Source organism: Candidatus Methylomicrobium oryzae (genome assembly GCF_016745425.1).
In the GTDB taxonomy this organism is placed as follows: Bacteria; Pseudomonadota; Gammaproteobacteria; order Methylococcales; family Methylomonadaceae; genus Methylomicrobium; species Methylomicrobium oryzae.
In genome coordinates this window covers 287,132-305,456 of the sequence record NZ_JAERVK010000003.1, presented here as the reverse complement: position 1 = coordinate 305,456, position 18,325 = coordinate 287,132, and the positions used below count along the sequence as shown (strand labels likewise).

Below are 18,325 nucleotides of genomic sequence, written 5' to 3'. Positions count from 1 at the left end.
CGACGATGGACAGACCGTTAACCCAGAACATCCGCACGGGCCGCGCTTTCGCGACCCTGGAGGATTACCGTAAAACCGGCGGTTATGAAGGGCTGAAGAAGACGCTCGCCGACCTCAAACCGAAAGACGTCCAGCAATGGGTCAAGGATGCGGGACTTAGAGGCCGGGGCGGCGCAGGCTTCAGTACCGGGCTCAAATGGAGCCTGGTGCCGATCGACCAGGCTCCGGCCCAACCCCGCTATCTGGTGATTAACGCGGACGAGATGGAGCCCGGTACCTTCAAGGACCGGCTGCTGCTCGAAAAAGATCCGCATCAGTTACTCGAAGGCATCGTCATTGCAGCTTACGCCATCCAGGCGCAAACCGCTTACATCTTTTTGCGCGCGGAGTACCGCCTGGCTGCAGAGCGCTTGACGCGGGCCATGCAGGAAGCCCGCGCGGCGCATTATATTGGCGCACATATCCTCGATTCGGATTTCTCGCTCGAGATTCATCTCCATACCAGCGCCGGCCGCTATATCTGCGGCGAAGAGTCGGCCTTATTGAATGCTTTGGAAGGCAAACGGGCCACGCCCCGCCCGAAACCCCCTTTTGCGGTAGTCAGCGGCCTGTGGGGCCGGCCGACGGTCGTGAACAATGTCGAGACGCTATGCAACGTGCCCCATATTCTGCGCCACGGCGCAGACTGGTACAAAGGGCTTGGGCGCGGCGCCGATGCGGGCACGAAGCTGTTCGGCGCCAGCGGCCGGGTCAAAAAGCCAGGCCTGTGGGAACTGCCGATGGGCACGCCGATTCGCGAAATCCTGGAAGACCATGCCGACGGGATGAAAGACGGCTACAGACTGCGCGGCTTCCTGCCCGGCGGCGCCTCGACCGATTTTCTGCTGCCCGAGCATCTGGACGTGCCGATGGAGTTCGATACGGTCGCCAAGGCCGGCAGCCGGATGGGCACCGGCACCATCATCGTGCTCGACGACAAGACCTGTCCGGTGCAAATGGTGCTGAACCTGGAGCGATTTTTCGCCCAGGAATCGTGCGGCTGGTGCACCCCGTGCCGGGACGGCCTGCCGTGGACAGTGACGCTGTTGCAGGACATCGTCGAAGGCAGGGGCCGCCCCGAAGATCTCGATACCTTATCCCGATTGACCCGAATGCTCGGCCCCGGCAATACGTTCTGCGCACTCGCACCGGGCGCGATGGAACCGCTGCAGAGCGCGCTGAAATATTTTCGCGAAGACTTCGAGCGCTACATTTTTCAAAACCGCACGCTCAAGGAGGCCGTCTGATGGCGACCATCGAAGTCGACGGCCGTACTTACGAAGTGCAGGACGGCAGCAACCTTCTCGCCGAGTGTTTGTCGTTGGGGTTGGACCTGCCCTATTTTTGCTGGCATCCGGCGATGGGATCGGTCGGCGCCTGCCGTCAATGCGCAGTGATCCAGTACAAGGATGCGGAAGACACTCGCGGCCGCCTGGTGATGGCCTGCATCACGCCGGTCGCGGATAACCTGCGCATTTCGCTAAATGCCGACGTGGCCCGGCAATTCCGCGCAGACAACATCGAGCTGTTGATGATCAATCATCCGCATGACTGTCCGGTTTGCGAAGAAGGCGGAGAATGCCATCTGCAGGACATGACGCTGATGACCGGCCACACCTCGCGCCGCTACCGCGGCCGCAAGCGGACCCACCGGAATCAATATCTCGGCCCTTTCGTGAATCATGAAATGAACCGCTGCATCGCCTGCTACCGCTGCGTCCGTTTCTACAACGACTACGCGGGGGGCGCTGACCTCGAAGTACTAGGCATCCACAACAACGTGTATTTCGGCCGCCATGAGGACGGCACGCTGGAGAGCGAATTCAGCGGTAATCTGGTCGAAGTCTGCCCTACCGGCGTCTTTACCGACAAGCCTTTCAGCGACCGTTATACCCGGAAATGGGACTTGCAGACCGCGCCATCGGTCTGCGTGCATTGCAGCCTCGGCTGCAACACCACGCCGGGCGAACGCTACGGCGAATTGCGCCGGATCGTGAACCGGTACCACGGCGACGTGAACGGCTATTTCCTGTGCGACCGGGGCCGCTTCGGCTACGGCTTCGTAAACAGCGATCTTCGGGGCCGCTTTCCGCGGATCGAAAGACAACCTGTTGCCGTGGCCGGAACCGCGATCGAGCATTTCAGAACGCAGATTCGGAGCGCGAAAGGCATCATTGGCATCGGCTCGCCGCGCGCCTCGCTGGAAGCGAATTTCACGTTGCGCGAACTCGTGGGTGAGACCAATTTCTTTCTCGGGCTCGATGAGACCGAACACGACTTGCTCGAATCCATCCTCGGCATCCTGGCGAACGGCGGCATCCATACACCGACGCTTCGCGAAACCGAACAGGCCGACGCGGTCTTGATTCTGGGCGAGGATGTCACCCACAGTGCGCCGCGCCTGGCCCTGTCGCTGCGGCAGTCAGTACGCAACGCGACATTCGATCTGGCCCGGCAACTGAAAATCCCGCGCTGGCTGGATGCCGCAGTCCGACAGCTTGAAGGCCAGGTGCAAAGCCCGCTGTTCATTGCCTCTGTTCATGCCACGCGCCTCCACGATAGCGCGGCCGAAACGTTTCACGGCAGCCCGGAAGCGATCGCCCGCCTTGGTTTCGCGATCGCGCACTCGCTGAATCCGGAATCGCCCCTGCCCTCGGGTCTGGATGAGGCGGAGGAGGCTCTGGCAGCCCTGATCGCCGGCCGCTTGCGGGAGGCGAAACGTCCGCTGATCGTCTCGGGCACGAGCTGCGCGAGCCTGGCAGTCGTTCAGGCAGCCTACAATATCGCAAGAGCGCTGCCGGCTCAGAACAAAGGCTTGCTGTATGCTCTCCCCGAAGCGAACAGCCTGGGCTTGACGATGATCGGCGGCAGGCGCCTGAAGGACGCTTTCGCCCGCGTTCAGGACGGTTCGGCCGATACCATGGTGATTCTCGAAAACGACCTCTACCGGCGCGCGCCGGCTCCGCAAATCGACGCTTTTCTCGATGCCGCTCGGCATGTCGCCGTGATCGACCACCTGGAAAACCCGACCACAGCGAAAGCCGGCCTGCTGCTGCCGGCCGCGACGTTCGCCGAATCCGAAGGGACCCTGGTCAATAACGAAGGCCGTGCCCAGTGCTATTTTCCGGTTTATCCGGCGCAGGAACCCATCCTGGCCGGTTGGGAGTGGCTGATCCGTGTGATGGATAATCCACGATGGCACCATTTCAGGGATCTGACATCGGCCTGCGCGGCGGCAATTCCGGCGCTTGCCGGAATCGAGCGCTTCCCGGCAGAAGAGCATCTTCCCAAAATCCCGCGCCAGCCGCACCGTTACAGCGGCCGCACCGCAATGCATGCCGACGTCTCGGTAATCGAACCTCCGCCGCCGCAGGACTGCGAAACCCCGTTCGCATTCTCGATGGAAGGCGATACCGTGCATGTACCGCCGGCTTTATTGCCGGTCGTGTGGGCGCCGGGATGGAACTCCAACCAAGCAATCAATAAATTCCAAGACGAAGTCGCCGGCCCCCTGCGCAGCGGCAACCCCGGCATCCGCCTGATCCAAGCTTCGGGCATGCTGCCCTGGTTCGATCGAATTCCGCCGGCTTTCGTACCGGAACGGGGTTTCTGGCGGATCGTCAGGCTGCCGAATATTTTCGCCGGCGAGGAACTCAGCGCGCATTCGGCGCCGGTCGCCGAACGGTTCCCCGACGCCTGTGTATTCGTCAATCCCGAAGATGCCGAAACGCTGGCCGTTTCAAACGGCGATTCGGTCGAAATCCGTTATGAACTGGAGCTCTCTTCGCTCCGGATTCCGGTCCGCATCGACAGCACAATGCCGGCCGGTTTGCTCGGCATTACGGCCGGCCTGCCGCCGTTTCGCCATCTGCCGAACGGCGCACGGGTCGCCCTGATAAAAGCCGGACCCGAAGCGCCGGCAAAGACGGGAGAAAACCAATGAACGACGAACTCGGCGAAGCCCCCGACATTGCCGGCATCCTGATCGCGGTGATCGCCGTCGCCGCGCTGCTGATCTGGGTCGAGCGGCGCCTTTTGGCTTTCTGGCAAGACCGGCTCGGACCGAATCGTGTCGGCCCTCTCGGGCTGATGCAGGTGGTCGCGGACATGATCAAAATGTTTTTCAAGGAGGACTGGATACCGCCTTTTGCCGACAAACCGATCTTTGTGATCGCGCCGACGATCGTCTTCATCACCGCGCTCGCCGCCTTCGCGGTGATCCCTTTCGCCCCGGGCGTCGGGATCATCGATTTCAATTTCGGGCTGCTTTATTTTCTGGCGCTGTCCTCGCTGTCGGTCTACAGCATCGTGCTGGCCGGCTATGCGTCCAACAACAAATATTCGCTGCTCGGCGGCCTACGCGCAGCCGCGCAGACGGTCAGCTACGAGGTCTTCATGGGAATTTCGATCATGGGCGTCGTGATGCTGGCCGGTACGTTCGATTTAAGGGAAATCGTCGAGGCCCAGCGCGGCGGCTGGTTCATCGTGCCGCAGTTTGTAGGCTTCGTGATCTTTCTGATCGCGATCGTCGCGGAAAGCCGCCGCGGCCCTCTCGACCTGCCCGAAGCCGAACAGGAATTGGTAGCCGGTTTCCATACCGAGTATTCCGGGATGAAATTCGGGATGTTTTTCGTTGGGGAATACGTCGCGATTATCTTGAGCTCGGCGATCATCGTGACGCTGTTTTTCGGCGGCTGGCTCGGCCCTTGGCTGCCGCCCCTGGCCTGGTTTTGCCTGAAAACGGGCATCGGGGTGCTGTTTTTCATCCTGATCCGCGGCGCCTTGCCGCGCCCGCGCTATGATCAGTTGATGGCCTTCGGCTGGAAGATTCTGCTGCCTGCGGGTCTGTTGAATCTGGTGATTACCGGCGCGCTGGCGCTCCCGCCGGGCTGACAATCGAGACGAGGAGCTTGCGATGCTGAGCCAACTGCGATCGTTATGGGAAGTGTTGAAGCACACGTTCGTCAAAGCGGACACGGTCGAATACCCGGAACAGAAACCGGCGCTCTCGCCCCGCTACCGGGGACGCATTGTGCTAACCCGCGATCCGGACGGCGAAGAGCGCTGCGTGGCCTGCAATCTTTGCGCGGTGGTGTGCCCGGTCGATTGCATCGCGTTGCAGAAAACCGAGGACGAAAACGGCCGCTGGTATCCCGAGTTTTTCCGGATCAATTTTTCGCGCTGCATCATGTGCGGATTTTGCGAGGAAGCCTGCCCGACCTGCGCGATCCAGCTGACGCCCGACTTCGAGATGTGCGAATACGACCGGCAGAACATGGTCTATGAAAAGGAGCATCTGTTGATCGACGGCACCGGCAAATATCACGATTACAACTTTTACCGGGTTGCCGGGATGGCGATCGGCGGAAAAGCGAAGGGACAGGCCGAAAACGAAGCTCCGCCGGTCGATTTGAAAACCTTGTTGCCCTAAAGGTGAACCCATGGCGCTGATCCTGTTTTACCTGACCTCTGCGGTTGCGGTGTTCGCGACGGTGATGATGCTGACCCGGCTGAATGCGGTCCATGGGCTACTGTACCTGATCTTGTCGCTGCTGGCGGTCGGCGTGATCTTCTTCCTGATGGGCGCCTATTTCGCTGCGGTGCTGGAAGTGATCATCTACGCGGGCGCGATCATGGTGCTGTTCGTATTCGTGATCATGATGCTCAACCAGGGTCAAACGACAACCGCCCAGGAACGCGTTTGGCTTGAGCCCGGCATCTGGCTCGGCCCGTCGTTCCTGGCCCTGATCCTGCTCGTCGAACTGGTCGTGATTATCGCTCACGGCGGTCATATCGAAACCGGCCAGGTCGTAAGCGCGAAACAGGTCGGCATCGCCTTATTCGGCCCCTATCTGATCGCGGTCGAACTGGCCTCGATCCTGCTGCTGGCCGGACTGGTCGGCGCTTACCACCTCGGCAGGCCGATACCGAAAACATTACCGCCGGAGAGCAGGCCATGAACACGATTCCTTCGGAATTCGGGCTGATGCTGTCGGCGGCGCTGTTCGTGCTCGGCTTGATCGGCGTAGTGGCGCGCCGCAATCTGATCATGATCCTGATGTCCCTGGAGGTGATGCTGAATGCCGCCGGGCTGGCGTTTATCGTGGCGGGCTCGCGCTGGGGACAGGCCGACGGACAGATCATGTTCCTGCTGGTGCTGACGCTGGCGGCCGCGGAAGTTGGGGTCGGACTGGGACTGGCGCTGCAGATTTTTCACCGTTTCAAAACGCTGGACGCCGATGCGGTCAGCGAGATGCAAGGTTAATACAAGTAGGATGTGCCGATGTAAGGAGGCGCATCGTTCGCGAGCGACACCCTGAAGGGCACTCGATGCGCTTCACTTCGTTCAGCACATCCTACGCATTTTTCATCTGCCGGGATGTGGATAGTAGCCTCATGGTTGTTAAATAAAAACTTTATTTTGCCCTCATCCTCCCTCTCCCCAAGGGAGAAGGAATCGTTCTTTGGACTCAGCCGTACAGGAGGATTCGACCGTGGAATTGTTAGGCTGGATACCGTTCTTTCCGTTGCTCGGCTTCCTGGCCCTGGTGTTTTTCGGCCGGAGTCTGTCCAAGCCGATGGTCGCCCTGATCGGCGTCGGCAGCGTGGGCATTTCGGCCTTGCTGGCCTTCCTGGTCGGATTCGAACTCCTGCGCGGTTCGATGGCGCCCTACCGGCTGGCGCTGGGCTCCTGGATCACTACCGGCGATCTTACGATTCCGTTCGGTTTTTATCTCGATTCGTTATCGATGACGATGCTGTTCGTGGTGACCGGCGTCGGGCTGCTGATCCATCTGTACGCGGCCGAATTCATGGAAGCCGATGCCGGTTACGCGCGATTTTTCGCCTATATGAATCTGTTCGTCGCGGCAATGCTGACGCTGGTGCTGGCGGATAATCTGCTGCTGCTTTATCTCGGCTGGGAAGGCGTGGGGCTAGGCAGCTATCTGTTGATCGGCTTCTGGTACGTGAATCCGGATAACGGCTACGCGGCGCGCAAGGCGTTCGTGATGACCCGCGTCGGCGATATGGCGCTGGCGCTGAGTCTGTTTTTGCTGTTTACCGAACTGCATTCGCTCGATATTCAAACGGTGATGGAGCGGGCCCAGAGCGAATGGAAAGTCGGAGCGGTTCTGCCTGTCACGGCGGCTGCACTCCTGCTCGGCGGCGCGGCCGGCAAATCCGCGCAATTGCCGCTGCAAACCTGGCTGCCGGACGCGATGGCCGGCCCGACGCCGGTCAGCGCGCTGATCCATGCGGCCACGATGGTCACCGCCGGGGTTTACCTGATCGCCCGCACCCATGTGCTGTTCATGCTCGCGCCATCGGCACAAACCGCGGTTGCCGTCGTCGGCGGCGTCACCTTGCTGATCGCGGGCTTTTCGGGGCTCGTACAGACCGACATCAAGCGGATCCTGGCCTATTCGACGATCAGCCAGATCGGCTACATGTTTCTGGCGCTCGGCGTCGGCGCCTGGTCGGCGGCGATTTTCCACCTGCTGACGCACGCCTTCTTCAAGGCCCTGCTGTTCCTGGCCGCCGGCGCGGTAATCTTCTGCTTCCACCACGAACACGACATTTTCAAAATGGGCGGCCTGCGCAAGGCAATGCCGCTCGCTTTCTGGAGCTTTCTGATCGGCAGCGCGGCCTTGGCCGCGCTGCCCTTTACCTCCGGCTATTACAGCAAGCACGAAATCCTGCTGGCGGCTTTCGAAACCTCGCCGATACTTTGGGGCATGGGCTGTCTCGGTGCTTTGATCACCGGCATCTACAGTTTCCGCCTGCTGTTCGTGGTCTTTTTCGGCCATCAAACGCGAGAGGTCGAAGCGGCGATCGGCAACCGGATGCGCATCCCGCTCGTTCTGCTCAGCGTTCTGGCGCTGTTCGGCGGCCTGCTGCAAATCCCGCTGGACACGGTCTTTCCTGCCTCAATCGAGACAACTCTGCCTTCTCCGTCCCCGTGGGTTTCGATCGTTACGCTGATGATGCCGATCCTCGGCTTGCTGATCGCGGCGCTTTTCTATCTGACCGGCACGTTGTCTTCGACCGCTTTCACGAACGAGCCGATCAAACGGCTGTTATTATCAGGCTGGGGCTTCGATGCGCTTTACCGGACACTGTTCATCCATCCCTTTGTCGCGCTGACTCGATGGAACAAAAAAGACGTGCTGGACAGCCCGTATCTCAGGACGGCCTGGCTGAGCCGAAAACTGCACGATTTGACCCGTGCAGCCCAGACCGGGCGGATCCGCTGGTACGCGGCGTCGATGGCCTGGGGCGCAGTCGTCGTGATTGCGATAGGGCTGCTGTCATGATGTTATCCGCCTTGATCGCCGTACTGTTTTTCGGCGGCATCGCCGCCTGGATGTCGGAGCAACGGAACCCGAACGCTCCGCGCTGGTTTGCCCTGGCAACGCTCGCTCTGGAAGCGCTGCTGGCCGGCTGGCTGTTTGCCGGAATCCCTGCCGCGGAAATGGCCGTCCCGGCCACGGCCTCCAGTTGGCTCGCCGAAGTGAATCTACTTTGGATTTCGCGCTTCGGGATCGGTTTCCATCTGGCGGCGGATGGTCTCAGCCTGCTGTTGATCGCGCTGACTGTCCTGTTGGGCCTGATGGCGGTCGCGAGTTCCTGGACCGAAATCGACAAGCGAACCGGATTCTTTTATTTCAATCTGCTCACCTGCCTGGCCGGCACGGTCGGCGTGTTCCTGTCAGCCGACTTGTTCCTGTTCTTCCTGTGCTGGGAAGCGATGATCGTCCCGATGTATTTTCTGATCGCGATCTGGGGGCATGAAAACCGGACCTATGCGGCCATCAAATTCGCGGTTTTCACCCAGGTCAGCAGCCTTGTGATGCTGGTTGCGATCATCGTGCTGGCGCTCGCCCATTACCGTTCGGGCGGCGCCTTGACGTTCGATTATGTCGCTTTACTGCATACCAAGCTCGATTCCAATCTGGGCTACTGGCTGATGCTGGGCTTTTTCATCGCCTTTGCGGTCAAGCTGCCGGCCGTGCCTTTCCACACCTGGCTGCCGGACGCCCATACGCAGGCGCCGACTGGCGGCAGTGTGATCCTGGCCGGCATCCTGCTGAAAACCGGCGCCTATGGATTGCTTCGGTTCGTGATCCCTTTATTTCCCGAAGCCGCGCACCGGTTTGCGCCGATCGCGATCGCGCTGGGCGCGGCGAGCATGCTCTATACGGCGGCGACGGCCTTCGCGCAGTCCGATTTCAAACGGCTGGTCGCTTATACCAGTATCAGCCATATGGGCTTCATTCTGCCGGGGGCATTCTCCGGAAACCTGCTCGCGATGCAGGGCGCCGTCGTCACGATGATCGCGCACGGCCTGAGCGCCGGCGCGCTGTTCATGATCGCGGGCTTTCTGCAAAACCGCCTGCATAGCCGGGAATTCGGAGAGATGGGCGGTTTGTGGACGGCCATGCCGCAATTGTCCGCGTTGACGCTGTTTTTTGTGATGGCGACGCTGGGGCTTCCGGGACTTGGAAATTTTGTCGGCGAGTTTCTGGTGCTCGCGGGACTGTTTGAGGCGAGTCCGATCGCCACGGCCATCGCCGCGCTCGTGCTGATTCTGTCGCCGGTCTATGCGCTGATCGTCATCCAGAAAGCTTACCACGGGCCCTTGCAAAACCGGCCGGTGTTGAGCGATGGCAGTTTCCGCGAACTGGCCGCGCTGGGCTTATTGGCGGCAGCTCTAGTTTGGCTCGGCCTTCGCCCCCAAACCGTCCTGGACGTATCGAAACCGGCGCTGCAGTCGGTCCGGCACACCCTCAACGCAAGAGAAACCTAATGCATTCCGACGCGCTGATCGCCCTGCTGCCTTTCCTGATGATGACCGCCACGGCCGTCGCCGCGATGCTCGCGATCGCGATTCGGCGGAATTTTGCACTGGTCAACGGACTCGTCGGCGGCGGCATCGTCCTATCGCTGCTGTCGCTTGCTCCTGCCAGTCATCGGGCGCCGGTTCAAGTGACAGAATTACTGCGCATGGACGATTATGCGCTGTTCTTTATTGCACTGCTGCTGTTGGCGGGTCTCGCGGTGCTGGGCTTGTGCCATGACTATTTCAAGGAACGCGAAGGCCAGAACGAAGAACTTCCGATTCTGCTCGGCACCGCACTGCTCGGCGGCTCGGTGCTGGCCGCCAGCAGCCATTTCGCCTCTCTTTTCCTGGGGCTGGAAACGCTCAGCATTTCCCTGTTCACGCTGATCGGCTATCCGGTCGAGCAAAGGCGCTCGCTCGAAGCGGCGGTCAAATATCTGATATTGTCCGGCACATCCTCCGCCTTTATGCTGATGGGAATCGCCTTTCTCTATGCCGAGAGCGGGGAACTGAGCTTCGGTGGCCTAGGCCGATTTATCGCGTCTGAACCCGCGATGAATGCCGTCATGGTCAGCGGGGTCGTGCTGATCGTGGCCGGGCTCGGCTTCAAACTGTCGCTGGCGCCTTTTCATTTATGGACGCCCGACGTTTACGAAGGTGCGCCGGCGCCGGTCACCGCCTTTATCGCGACCGTTTCGAAGGGCGCCGTCTTCGCGCTGCTGCTGCGCCTGTTCGTCGAAACCGGCGGTTACGGTTTCGCGCCGCTCCGGCCGGTGTTAAGCCTGATCGCGGTTCTTTCGATCCTGGCAGGCAATCTTTTGGCGCTGCTGCAAACGAATGTCAAACGGCTACTGGCCTATTCTTCGATCGCCCACATGGGCTATCTCCTGGTCGCGTTTATCGCCGGCGCCGCGATTGCGAAACCGCTGGTCGCGGAATCGGTGACTTTTTATCTGGCCGCCTATTTCATTACGACTCTCGGCGCTTTCGGCGTCGTGTCGATGCTTTCTTCGGCGCAGTTGGAGGCCGCCGATATGGCCCTGTTTCGCGGTTTGTTCTGGCGCCGCCCTTATCTGGCCGGTACGTTCACACTGATGCTGCTGTCGCTGGCCGGCATTCCGCTGACCGCCGGTTTCATCGGTAAATTCTATGTTTTTACCAGCGGTGCGGACGGCGGTTTTTGGGGGCTGCTGACTGCAATAATCGTCGGCAGCGGACTGGGGATTTTTTATTATCTGAGGATCATTCTGGCGATGGCGATGGAGGTCGAGAAAATCGAACCCGAATCCGAAGAAAAATTCGTCGGTCTGCAGTCCGCCGTAACGCTTGTCGTGCTGAGCCTGCTGCTGGTATGGTTCGGGGTTTTCCCCGGCGACTTGATCCCATACATTCACGCCCTAGCGGGTTCGTTCGGCAAATAGCCTGAATACCGGTTTGACGAAGATATTGAAAATACCCGAATCTCTGGAATCGATTCGAAATTATCCGGAGGGAAATCAGCTCATTTCAGCCATTCACGTTTTTCGTCGAAACGTGTAGGATGTGCCGACGTAAGGAGGCGCATCGATCGCGAACGATACCTTGAAGCGCATCCTACAATTCTGTTGCGATGGGTTTCGGCTGGCGCCTCCCGGCAACTGCTCCCTGCGTTGCCCTCGATCGCTTGTTCCCGACGCGATCTACCTCCCCCATCCATGGGTGTCGTAACGCCTGCGCCTTTGTAGTCGTACCCATCTACGGACTTTTCCAATATCATAGACCTGCCGGATTTTTAAAACCTGGCAGGTCTTCAGCCTTAATCCCTCATTCAGGAGTTTTTTTCCATGACCATTATTCACGAACCGCGACCGCCCTTTCCCCCGTTTACCCGTGAAACCGCCACGCAGAAAGTCCGGATGGCGGAAGACGCCTGGAACAACCGCGATCCCGAACGGGTCGCGTTGGCCTACACCGCCGACAGCCGCTGGCGCAACCGCGCCGAATTCCCGGTCGGCCGCGAGCAGATCATCGAGTTCCTGACCCGTAAATGGCAGACCGAACTGGAGTACCGGCTGATCAAGGAATTATGGGCTTTCGAAGGCAACCGGATCGCGGTCCGTTTTGCCTACGAGTGGCATAACCGGCAGAACGAATGGTTCCGTTCCTACGGCAACGAGAACTGGGAATTCGACGAGAACGGCCTGATGCGCCGCCGTTATGCCAGCATCAACGACTTGCCGATACAGGCATCGGAACGCAAGTTCCATTGGCCGCAGGGCCGCCGCCCGGACGATCATCCGGGGCTCAGCGAACTCGGGCTTTAAAGATAGGCCCTGAAAGAGAAGGCATTCTGAACTCCGCCGGCTTTCAAAGATTCCCTCCTAAGAACTTAAAAAACCGGACTATAGATAAACTTGCAGGCGGTTCGGTTTGGGATATTCGCTTGCCGAAAAAACCATCTCATCCGATTCCGTCATCATTAGCCTCCTCCGGTAAATCAAAAGGGTGAACAGCTTGGCGTTGTCCACCCTGCCACCTCAATGCCGTTAAGTGAATGGGCAGTAGGGTGGATAAGCGCAGCGCATCCACCACGCAATCGCCGTATTTCCCAGAGGGCACAAGTGCACTGCGCTTATCCGGCCTACGTAATACCTTAACTTAGGCATTGCCCCCCGTATTTCCCTCACCAGCCTGTGGACCGGTCCAGCACGCCGCCGGGATATATTTCCGGCACATGGCCTCTAATCGAATAGAGCTGGAAAAAATCCGGCAAAAGTCGCCGCCAGATTTGCCTCGCAGTATCAGGCGGCAAATTATTACCTATTGAGTTTAATCCGTTAGGAGGTGAATAACATGAACATCCTGACACGAAACGAATTGAAAAATATGCAGGATAATCGGGAAGATTTTCTGCTGCTGAACGTTCTCTCGGAAGATGCTTTCCGGAAAGCCCATATTCCGGACTCGCAAAATGCGCCGGTATCCGGAAGCGAGTTTCTACAAAAAGTGGCCACGCTGGCCGGACCGCAAGGCAAGGATCGCCCGATCGTCACCTATTGCGCCGGCTTCCATTGCAATGCCTCGAAAGAGGCGGCCAATCGGCTGACCGCGGCCGGTTATTCGCAAGTCTCCGCGTTCGAAGGCGGCATGGAAGACTGGGCGAATGCCGGCTATCCCATTGAATCCCATAGTTACACCTAATCGGGAGAAATATCATGCCGAATATGAATATCCCCAAACCCAAAATAGATCATGTACTGGTCGGTGAAGCGCTGGTTGGAGAAGGCAACGAAGTGGCACATATCGATCTGATCATGGGGCCACGCGGTAGCGCTGCGGAATTTGCTTTTTGCAACGCACTGACCAACCAGAAGCGTGGCGACAACGCACTGCTGGCGCTAATAGCGCCCAACTTGATGACCAAGCCCCCGACAGTCATGTTCAACAAGGTGGAAATCACCAACGGGCGGCAGGCGGAGCAGATGTTCGGTCCGGCGCAAAGAGGGGTCGCAATGGCGGTCGCCGACTGCGTCAAAGAAGGGATCATTCCGTTGGCCGAGGCGACGCATGTATTTATCTGCGTAGGCGTTTTCATTCACTGGGACGCTACCGATAACACCAAAATTCAGGACTGGAATTACGAAGCCGTCAAACTGGCTATAAAGCGCGCCCTCGAAGGTCGGCCGTCGCCTGAAGAAGTGATCTCCCAAGAGCATGCCCAGCCCCACCCGCTGGCTGCACACAATTGATGCGGCGTGCCTGACAGGAAATGCCGATCCGTGGGATAATTCGAGTTTTTTCGAATCTTCCGTTCTCGAATGACCCATGCGATCATCAAGGCCCGGCGCGGGCGGGCCGCCTGGCTCAAACTGCATCTGCTGCTGGCGCTCGGCGCCGGTTTTTTGTTTGCCCTGCTGGGCCTGACCGGCAGTTTCAACATTTACCGGGAAGATATCGACGAACTGCTGAATCCACGCCTGGTGGTCGACCGTCCCGAAGGCGGTTACCAATCGCTGGACAAGATCTTGGCGGCGGTGCGCGCAGTGCATCCGGACCGTCACGGCGCTTGGACGCTCGAAATGCCGAGATCCCCGCACGGGATGATTACCGCCTGGTTCGAAAAACCGCGCGAAACGTATTTCGAGTGGTACGCTCCCTTGATGGTGTCGGTCAATCCCTACACCGCTGAGGTCGTCGCGAGCCGCTTCTGGGGCTCGACCTTTACGACTTGGTTCCTGGATTTGCACAGTCATCTGCTGCTCGGCCTGACCGGGCGGAAAACGGTGGGAAGTTTGGGGCTGCTGTTGATGCTTTCGGCATGCAGCGGGCTGTATTTGTGGTGGCCCGGCCTAAAGGGGCTACGCAAAGCGCTGACGATACGGAGGCAAGCTGGCCTGCTGCGTTTCGCGACCGATTTACACCGGATCACCGGTTTTCTGAGCGCCGTAGCAATCATCATGCTGGCCGGCACCGGCTTTTTGCTCTCTTACCCAAAGCTGGTGGAGACGCTGACCGGCGAGGCCGGAATGGGGCACGGCGAAACGAACGGCGCGATCGTCAGCACCGCCGTGCCGAACGATCATCCACTCGGCCTGGAAGGCGCCGAGTTCATTGCCCGTGCGCCGTTCCCGAATGCCGAATTGCGGCAGATCAGCACGCCGATCGGCGACAGCGGGGTGTTTGAAATCCATTTTCGCCAGGACGGCGAAATCAATCAGCGCCATCCTTTCACCACCGTGTGGGTAGACCGCTGGAGCGGCCACATTCTGGAGGTGCGCGATCCGGCCCGATTTACGGCCGGACAAATCGCGGCGGCTTGGCTATGGCCGCTGCATTCGGGCGAGGCCGTGGGCGCCTCGGGACGGTTGCTCTGGTTTTTGGCCGGACAGGCACTGTTTTTTCTGTACCTGAGCGGTCTGTTCCGATGGCTGTGCCGGCGCGGCGTGCTTCGGGATCGCGCGGTCGATTTTACGCCTCTGAAAAAAGCCGGTTACCGGATCCTCGCCCTGGCTTGGCGCTTGGGCCTTGCGCTCGGGCGGCTGACCGCTGAATCCGGGCGAAAAGCCCTGCCGCAAGCCGTTGCGTGGTGGCAAAAACTGAGCCGGTAACCGTCGGCGGCCGGGAAATCGGCTCTCGGAAGACATTACGGCATGAAAGCGCAACGCAGATGCGTTACACTTCCGGCACGCCTTCGACGTCTTCCTGTACCCCTTCGACGGTTTCTTCTTGCGCCGTTTCCGCGAAGATCTCCGAAACCTGCGTAATTTCTTCGCTGGAAAGCGACAGCGCGCTGCACATCTGCGCGGTCAGCCGGAGCCCCAACTCCCGATAAGCCTCGACCTGAACCTCGTCAAAGAACTGGTCGTTCGTGGACTGATTCGGAAACTCCTCATGCTGGGCGCGGTAACTGTAGATTTCCGCCGGCAAATCCTTGGCCAGCGTCGCCCTGACGATATACAGGGTGCCCTTTTTGGCGGGCTCCGTGGCGCTGGCCGGGTAATGGATCGTTCCCCGGTCGAAGCCCATTCTCGAAAAGCCGAAGCGCTTCGCGTACACGCTTTCCCCGTCCGACCCCGGCATCAGGCTTTCCAGCTCGTCATTGAAAGTAACCGTGACGTCGAAGTCGACCTGGATCCGCACCAGCAAACTGCCGATATCGTCCAGAGTGAAATTCGGGTCCGCGCCGGCCGAAGAAAAATAGAGGGTGTCGACGCGCCTTCTGATCAATTCATACAGCCCGGTATTGTCGAAATGGCCGCCGTCGGTCAGCTCCAGATAGCCCACGTTTTCCCTGAGGTCCTGTCCCAATAAGCCCTGAAAAAAGCCCGGATAGAAAAAGTTGGGGCGCCTGTTCATATCCGACAGGATTTTCCGCCAACCGGTCACCGCCGGATTCTGTATCCAGAAGCCCAGCCGGATATTGAAAAACGTCAGCAGAAACGAAACCAGGCGGTTGCGGGTGGTGCCCTGTCCGGAGTTGGCGGCGTTCGGATTCAACGCGGCGCCCGAAATCGACACTGCCGTCGCGAGGGTCATTTCGCCGTCGGACAGCGCTTCCATCGGATAAAAACCGACCGCGTCGCCGCCGCAATACAGATGGGACATGATGAAATTGTCCCCGGCGCGGCCCCGGTATTTGGCATTGGGAGAATCGACCAGAACGGCATTGGTATTGATGATGTGGTAAGGCCCCCATTGATCGGGTCCGGAAACTTGGGTAAAAAAAGCCACATCGGCTTCGGTCGCCAGTTCCCAACGCGTATTGTTCACCGCTTGCGGATTCGGCAGAAAGGCTTCCATCAGGCGGTCGCGATCCATCCGTCCGATGCCGAACAGATTCAGGTTGACAAACCATCCGGTCAGGACGACGCCGGCGATCACCAATCCGTAAAGCCACTGCATGTCCGATTGATCCCAATCCAGCGCGAATTTATAACCGACCGCCATAATGCCGAAGATCAACAATGCCGAGGTCAGCAGAATACGAATCTCCGTCATTGCGCCTTTGCCGGCCTGATTGCCCTTTTGCTGCTGGAAAAATTCGTAAACCGATCCGATCATGCCGAGCAGCGCCGGAAAGGAAGTGGTCATATATTCCATTCCGCGCAGTTTATCGCTGACGAATTGGTTGATTTCCGGCAGCAACGCCAATACCCAGAATGCAAGCGCCAGCAAAATGATCTTGCCCTGCACGCGCTGAAACCAGAAACGCCCGCGATACCCGCGCTGCTCCGTCCCTAACTTCCGCCAAGTCATCCAGGCATACAAAAAACTGGTGATCCCGAAGACCAGCACCATGGCCAGCGCGGCTTGGGTGAAAAAGGAGGCCGGCTGCCAGCCGTTTGTAAACGGCAGCATCCAGGGTTGCGGCACGAACAGACGGAGGTTGACGAAAAGATAAAAGAGGCTGACGATCACCGCGAGATAAACCGAAGACGCCAGCGTGATATTACGCAGCAGGACGCCCAGCAGCGACAAGGCCGAGAGGCCGCTCGGCAGCAGATAATTGCCGTTCTGCCTCAGGAAATTCAGCGGCGAATGGAGCGCATCGGAAGCAAACGGAAAAGTCCAGGACGCGCCTTTCTTTTTATTCTGGTAATTGAACCAGGTCAGCGAGGAGCCGATATAGCCGCCGCCCGAAACGGTCGATAAATAATCCACCCGACGCAAGATATTGTATTTGTTCAAACCCTGCAAAACACCCAACGCGAACGAAGCGGAACGGATACCGCCGCCGCTGATCGCCAGCCCGGTAAGGCGCCTGGCTTCATGGGCTTCCCGAATATCGCCCCGGTTCAGCCGCTGGTTTTTGATGACTTCCAGTTCTTCCTGCTGAACTTGCGCAAAACTGGTTGCGGATTGTGCTTCTGCCATGCCGTCCCCCTGTGTGTGATGGCCCTGTTATCTGCGTGCCGGAACTTCTCGAAGCCTTTCCTTCTAACAAAGGTCGAGAAGCTCGGATGCCGATTCAAATGAACGATTTTTATAATTTTTTTAGAAACCCGGCGTCGTTGGTTTTTTAATCCGTCGCTTCGGCTAGGAACTTATAAATGTAGGCCCCGAAAAGCGCGCCCGCAATCGGAGCGACCCAGAACAGCCAAACCTGTCCGAGTGCCCAATCGCCGGCATAAACCGCGACGCCAAGGCTTCTGGCGGGATTGACCGAGGTGTTGGTGACCGGTATGCTGATCAGATGTATCAGAGTCAGGCCCAAACCTATCGCGACAGGGGCAAAACCTTGCGGCGCGCGGCGATCGGTGGCGCCGAGAATGATCAGTATAAACATCATGGTCATCACGACTTCGGTCACTAACGCGGCGCCCAGAGAATAACCGCCGGGCGAATGCTCGCCATAGCCGTTAGCCGCGAAACCGGCCGCGGCATCGAAACCCGCTTTGCCGCTGGCGATCAGATAGAGGATGCCGCCGCCGACCAGTCCTCCGGCCACCTGAGCCAGAATATAAGGTAACAGTTTATTCGCCGGAAAACGCCCGCCGGCCCATAAACCGATAGAGACGGCGGGATTCAGATGGCAACCGGAAACATGGCCGATCGCATACGCCATTGTCAAAACCGTAAGCCCGAAAGCAAACGCAACCCCCAGCAATCCGATGCCCACATTCGGAAACGCGGCCGCCAATACTGCGCTGCCGCATCCGCCCAAAACCAACCAGAAAGTTCCCAAAAATTCGGCGCCTATTTGCTTCATGTTTATTCTCCTGCAATTCATGATAAATAACTCGGATAATCCTGCGCGGATGCGCGTCCCTTGCGGAATACTTCCTCACCGTCCTGAACCCAAAGTCCATAACGGCCCATCAATCACAAACTTAAATTAATAAACAAACGAATAACAGCCGCCTTGAGGATATCAAGCCTTTACTTTTTCCGTTTGCTTAGGGGAACGGTCAAACAATAAAATCAATTGCCTCATTATTTTTAAAAACGACGAGGCAATATAGACAG

The 18,325-nt window shown here is 58.8% G+C and carries 15 protein-coding genes; 13 read left to right on the top strand and 2 right to left on the bottom strand.

Going from position 1 to position 18,325, the window contains the following annotated elements; translation table 11 throughout:
- Window positions 1-5: 5 nt before the first annotated feature.
- From nuoF to JJL52_RS04865, 13 genes are all read left to right on the top strand, one after another.
- Window positions 6-1,286, top strand: a complete 1,281-nt coding sequence (gene nuoF, locus JJL52_RS04925) for an NADH-quinone oxidoreductase subunit NuoF (protein WP_236994048.1) — start codon at window positions 6-8, stop codon at window positions 1,284-1,286.
- The gene (gene nuoG, locus JJL52_RS04920; RefSeq protein WP_202051280.1) at window positions 1,286-3,982 is read left to right on the top strand and encodes an NADH-quinone oxidoreductase subunit NuoG; all 2,697 of its coding nucleotides are present in this window, start codon (window positions 1,286-1,288) and stop codon (window positions 3,980-3,982) included. The genes nuoF and nuoG overlap by 1 nt, the downstream gene beginning before the upstream one ends.
- The gene (gene nuoH, locus JJL52_RS04915; RefSeq protein WP_202051279.1) at window positions 3,979-4,932 is read left to right on the top strand and encodes an NADH-quinone oxidoreductase subunit NuoH; all 954 of its coding nucleotides are present in this window, start codon (window positions 3,979-3,981) and stop codon (window positions 4,930-4,932) included. Before nuoG ends, nuoH begins: the two co-directional genes overlap by 4 nt.
- Window positions 4,933-4,954: 22 nt before the next feature.
- Window positions 4,955-5,470, top strand: a complete 516-nt coding sequence (nuoI, locus tag JJL52_RS04910) for an NADH-quinone oxidoreductase subunit NuoI (protein WP_202051278.1) — start codon at window positions 4,955-4,957, stop codon at window positions 5,468-5,470.
- Between the two features lie 10 nt (window positions 5,471-5,480).
- Window positions 5,481-5,999, top strand: coding sequence for an NADH-quinone oxidoreductase subunit J (nuoJ, locus tag JJL52_RS04905; protein WP_202051277.1), 519 nt, complete (start codon window positions 5,481-5,483; stop codon window positions 5,997-5,999).
- Window positions 5,996-6,304 (top strand): NADH-quinone oxidoreductase subunit NuoK, encoded by a 309-nt coding sequence (gene nuoK / locus JJL52_RS04900; RefSeq protein ID WP_202051276.1) that lies wholly within the window; start codon window positions 5,996-5,998, stop codon window positions 6,302-6,304. The genes nuoJ and nuoK overlap by 4 nt, the downstream gene beginning before the upstream one ends.
- Window positions 6,305-6,533: 229 nt before the next feature.
- Window positions 6,534-8,354 (top strand): NADH-quinone oxidoreductase subunit L, encoded by a 1,821-nt coding sequence (nuoL, locus tag JJL52_RS04895; RefSeq protein WP_202051275.1) that lies wholly within the window; start codon window positions 6,534-6,536, stop codon window positions 8,352-8,354.
- Window positions 8,351-9,847 carry a complex I subunit 4 family protein gene (locus tag JJL52_RS04890; protein WP_202051274.1) on the top strand — a complete coding sequence of 499 codons (1,497 nt, stop codon included), beginning with the start codon at window positions 8,351-8,353 and terminating at the stop codon, window positions 9,845-9,847. Before nuoL ends, JJL52_RS04890 begins: the two co-directional genes overlap by 4 nt.
- Window positions 9,847-11,301 (top strand): NADH-quinone oxidoreductase subunit N, encoded by a 1,455-nt coding sequence (locus JJL52_RS04885; protein ID WP_202051273.1) that lies wholly within the window; start codon window positions 9,847-9,849, stop codon window positions 11,299-11,301. Before JJL52_RS04890 ends, JJL52_RS04885 begins: the two co-directional genes overlap by 1 nt.
- Window positions 11,302-11,703: 402 nt before the next feature.
- Window positions 11,704-12,183 (top strand): nuclear transport factor 2 family protein, encoded by a 480-nt coding sequence (locus JJL52_RS04880; RefSeq protein WP_202051272.1) that lies wholly within the window; start codon window positions 11,704-11,706, stop codon window positions 12,181-12,183.
- A gap of 529 nt (window positions 12,184-12,712) precedes the next feature.
- Window positions 12,713-13,060 (top strand): rhodanese-like domain-containing protein, encoded by a 348-nt coding sequence (locus JJL52_RS04875; protein ID WP_202051271.1) that lies wholly within the window; start codon window positions 12,713-12,715, stop codon window positions 13,058-13,060.
- A 14-nt stretch (window positions 13,061-13,074) separates the two neighbouring features.
- Window positions 13,075-13,608, top strand: coding sequence for a formaldehyde-activating enzyme (gene fae / locus JJL52_RS04870; RefSeq protein ID WP_272901705.1), 534 nt, complete (start codon window positions 13,075-13,077; stop codon window positions 13,606-13,608).
- 69 nt (window positions 13,609-13,677) lie between these two features.
- Window positions 13,678-14,967, top strand: coding sequence for a PepSY-associated TM helix domain-containing protein (locus tag JJL52_RS04865; protein WP_202051270.1), 1,290 nt, complete (start codon window positions 13,678-13,680; stop codon window positions 14,965-14,967).
- Window positions 14,968-15,031: 64 nt separating this feature from the next.
- Here the strand turns inward: JJL52_RS04865 and JJL52_RS04860 are convergent, their stop codons facing one another.
- Both JJL52_RS04860 and aqpZ read right to left on the bottom strand, forming a co-directional pair.
- The gene (locus JJL52_RS04860) at window positions 15,032-17,233 is read right to left on the bottom strand and encodes a patatin-like phospholipase family protein (RefSeq protein WP_202051269.1); all 2,202 of its coding nucleotides are present in this window, start codon (window positions 17,231-17,233) and stop codon (window positions 15,032-15,034) included.
- 145 nt (window positions 17,234-17,378) lie between these two features.
- Window positions 17,379-18,068: an aquaporin Z gene (gene aqpZ, locus JJL52_RS04855; RefSeq protein WP_202051268.1), complete on the bottom strand. Its 690-nt coding sequence runs from the start codon at window positions 18,066-18,068 to the stop codon at window positions 17,379-17,381.
- Window positions 18,069-18,325: the final 257 nt, after the last annotated feature.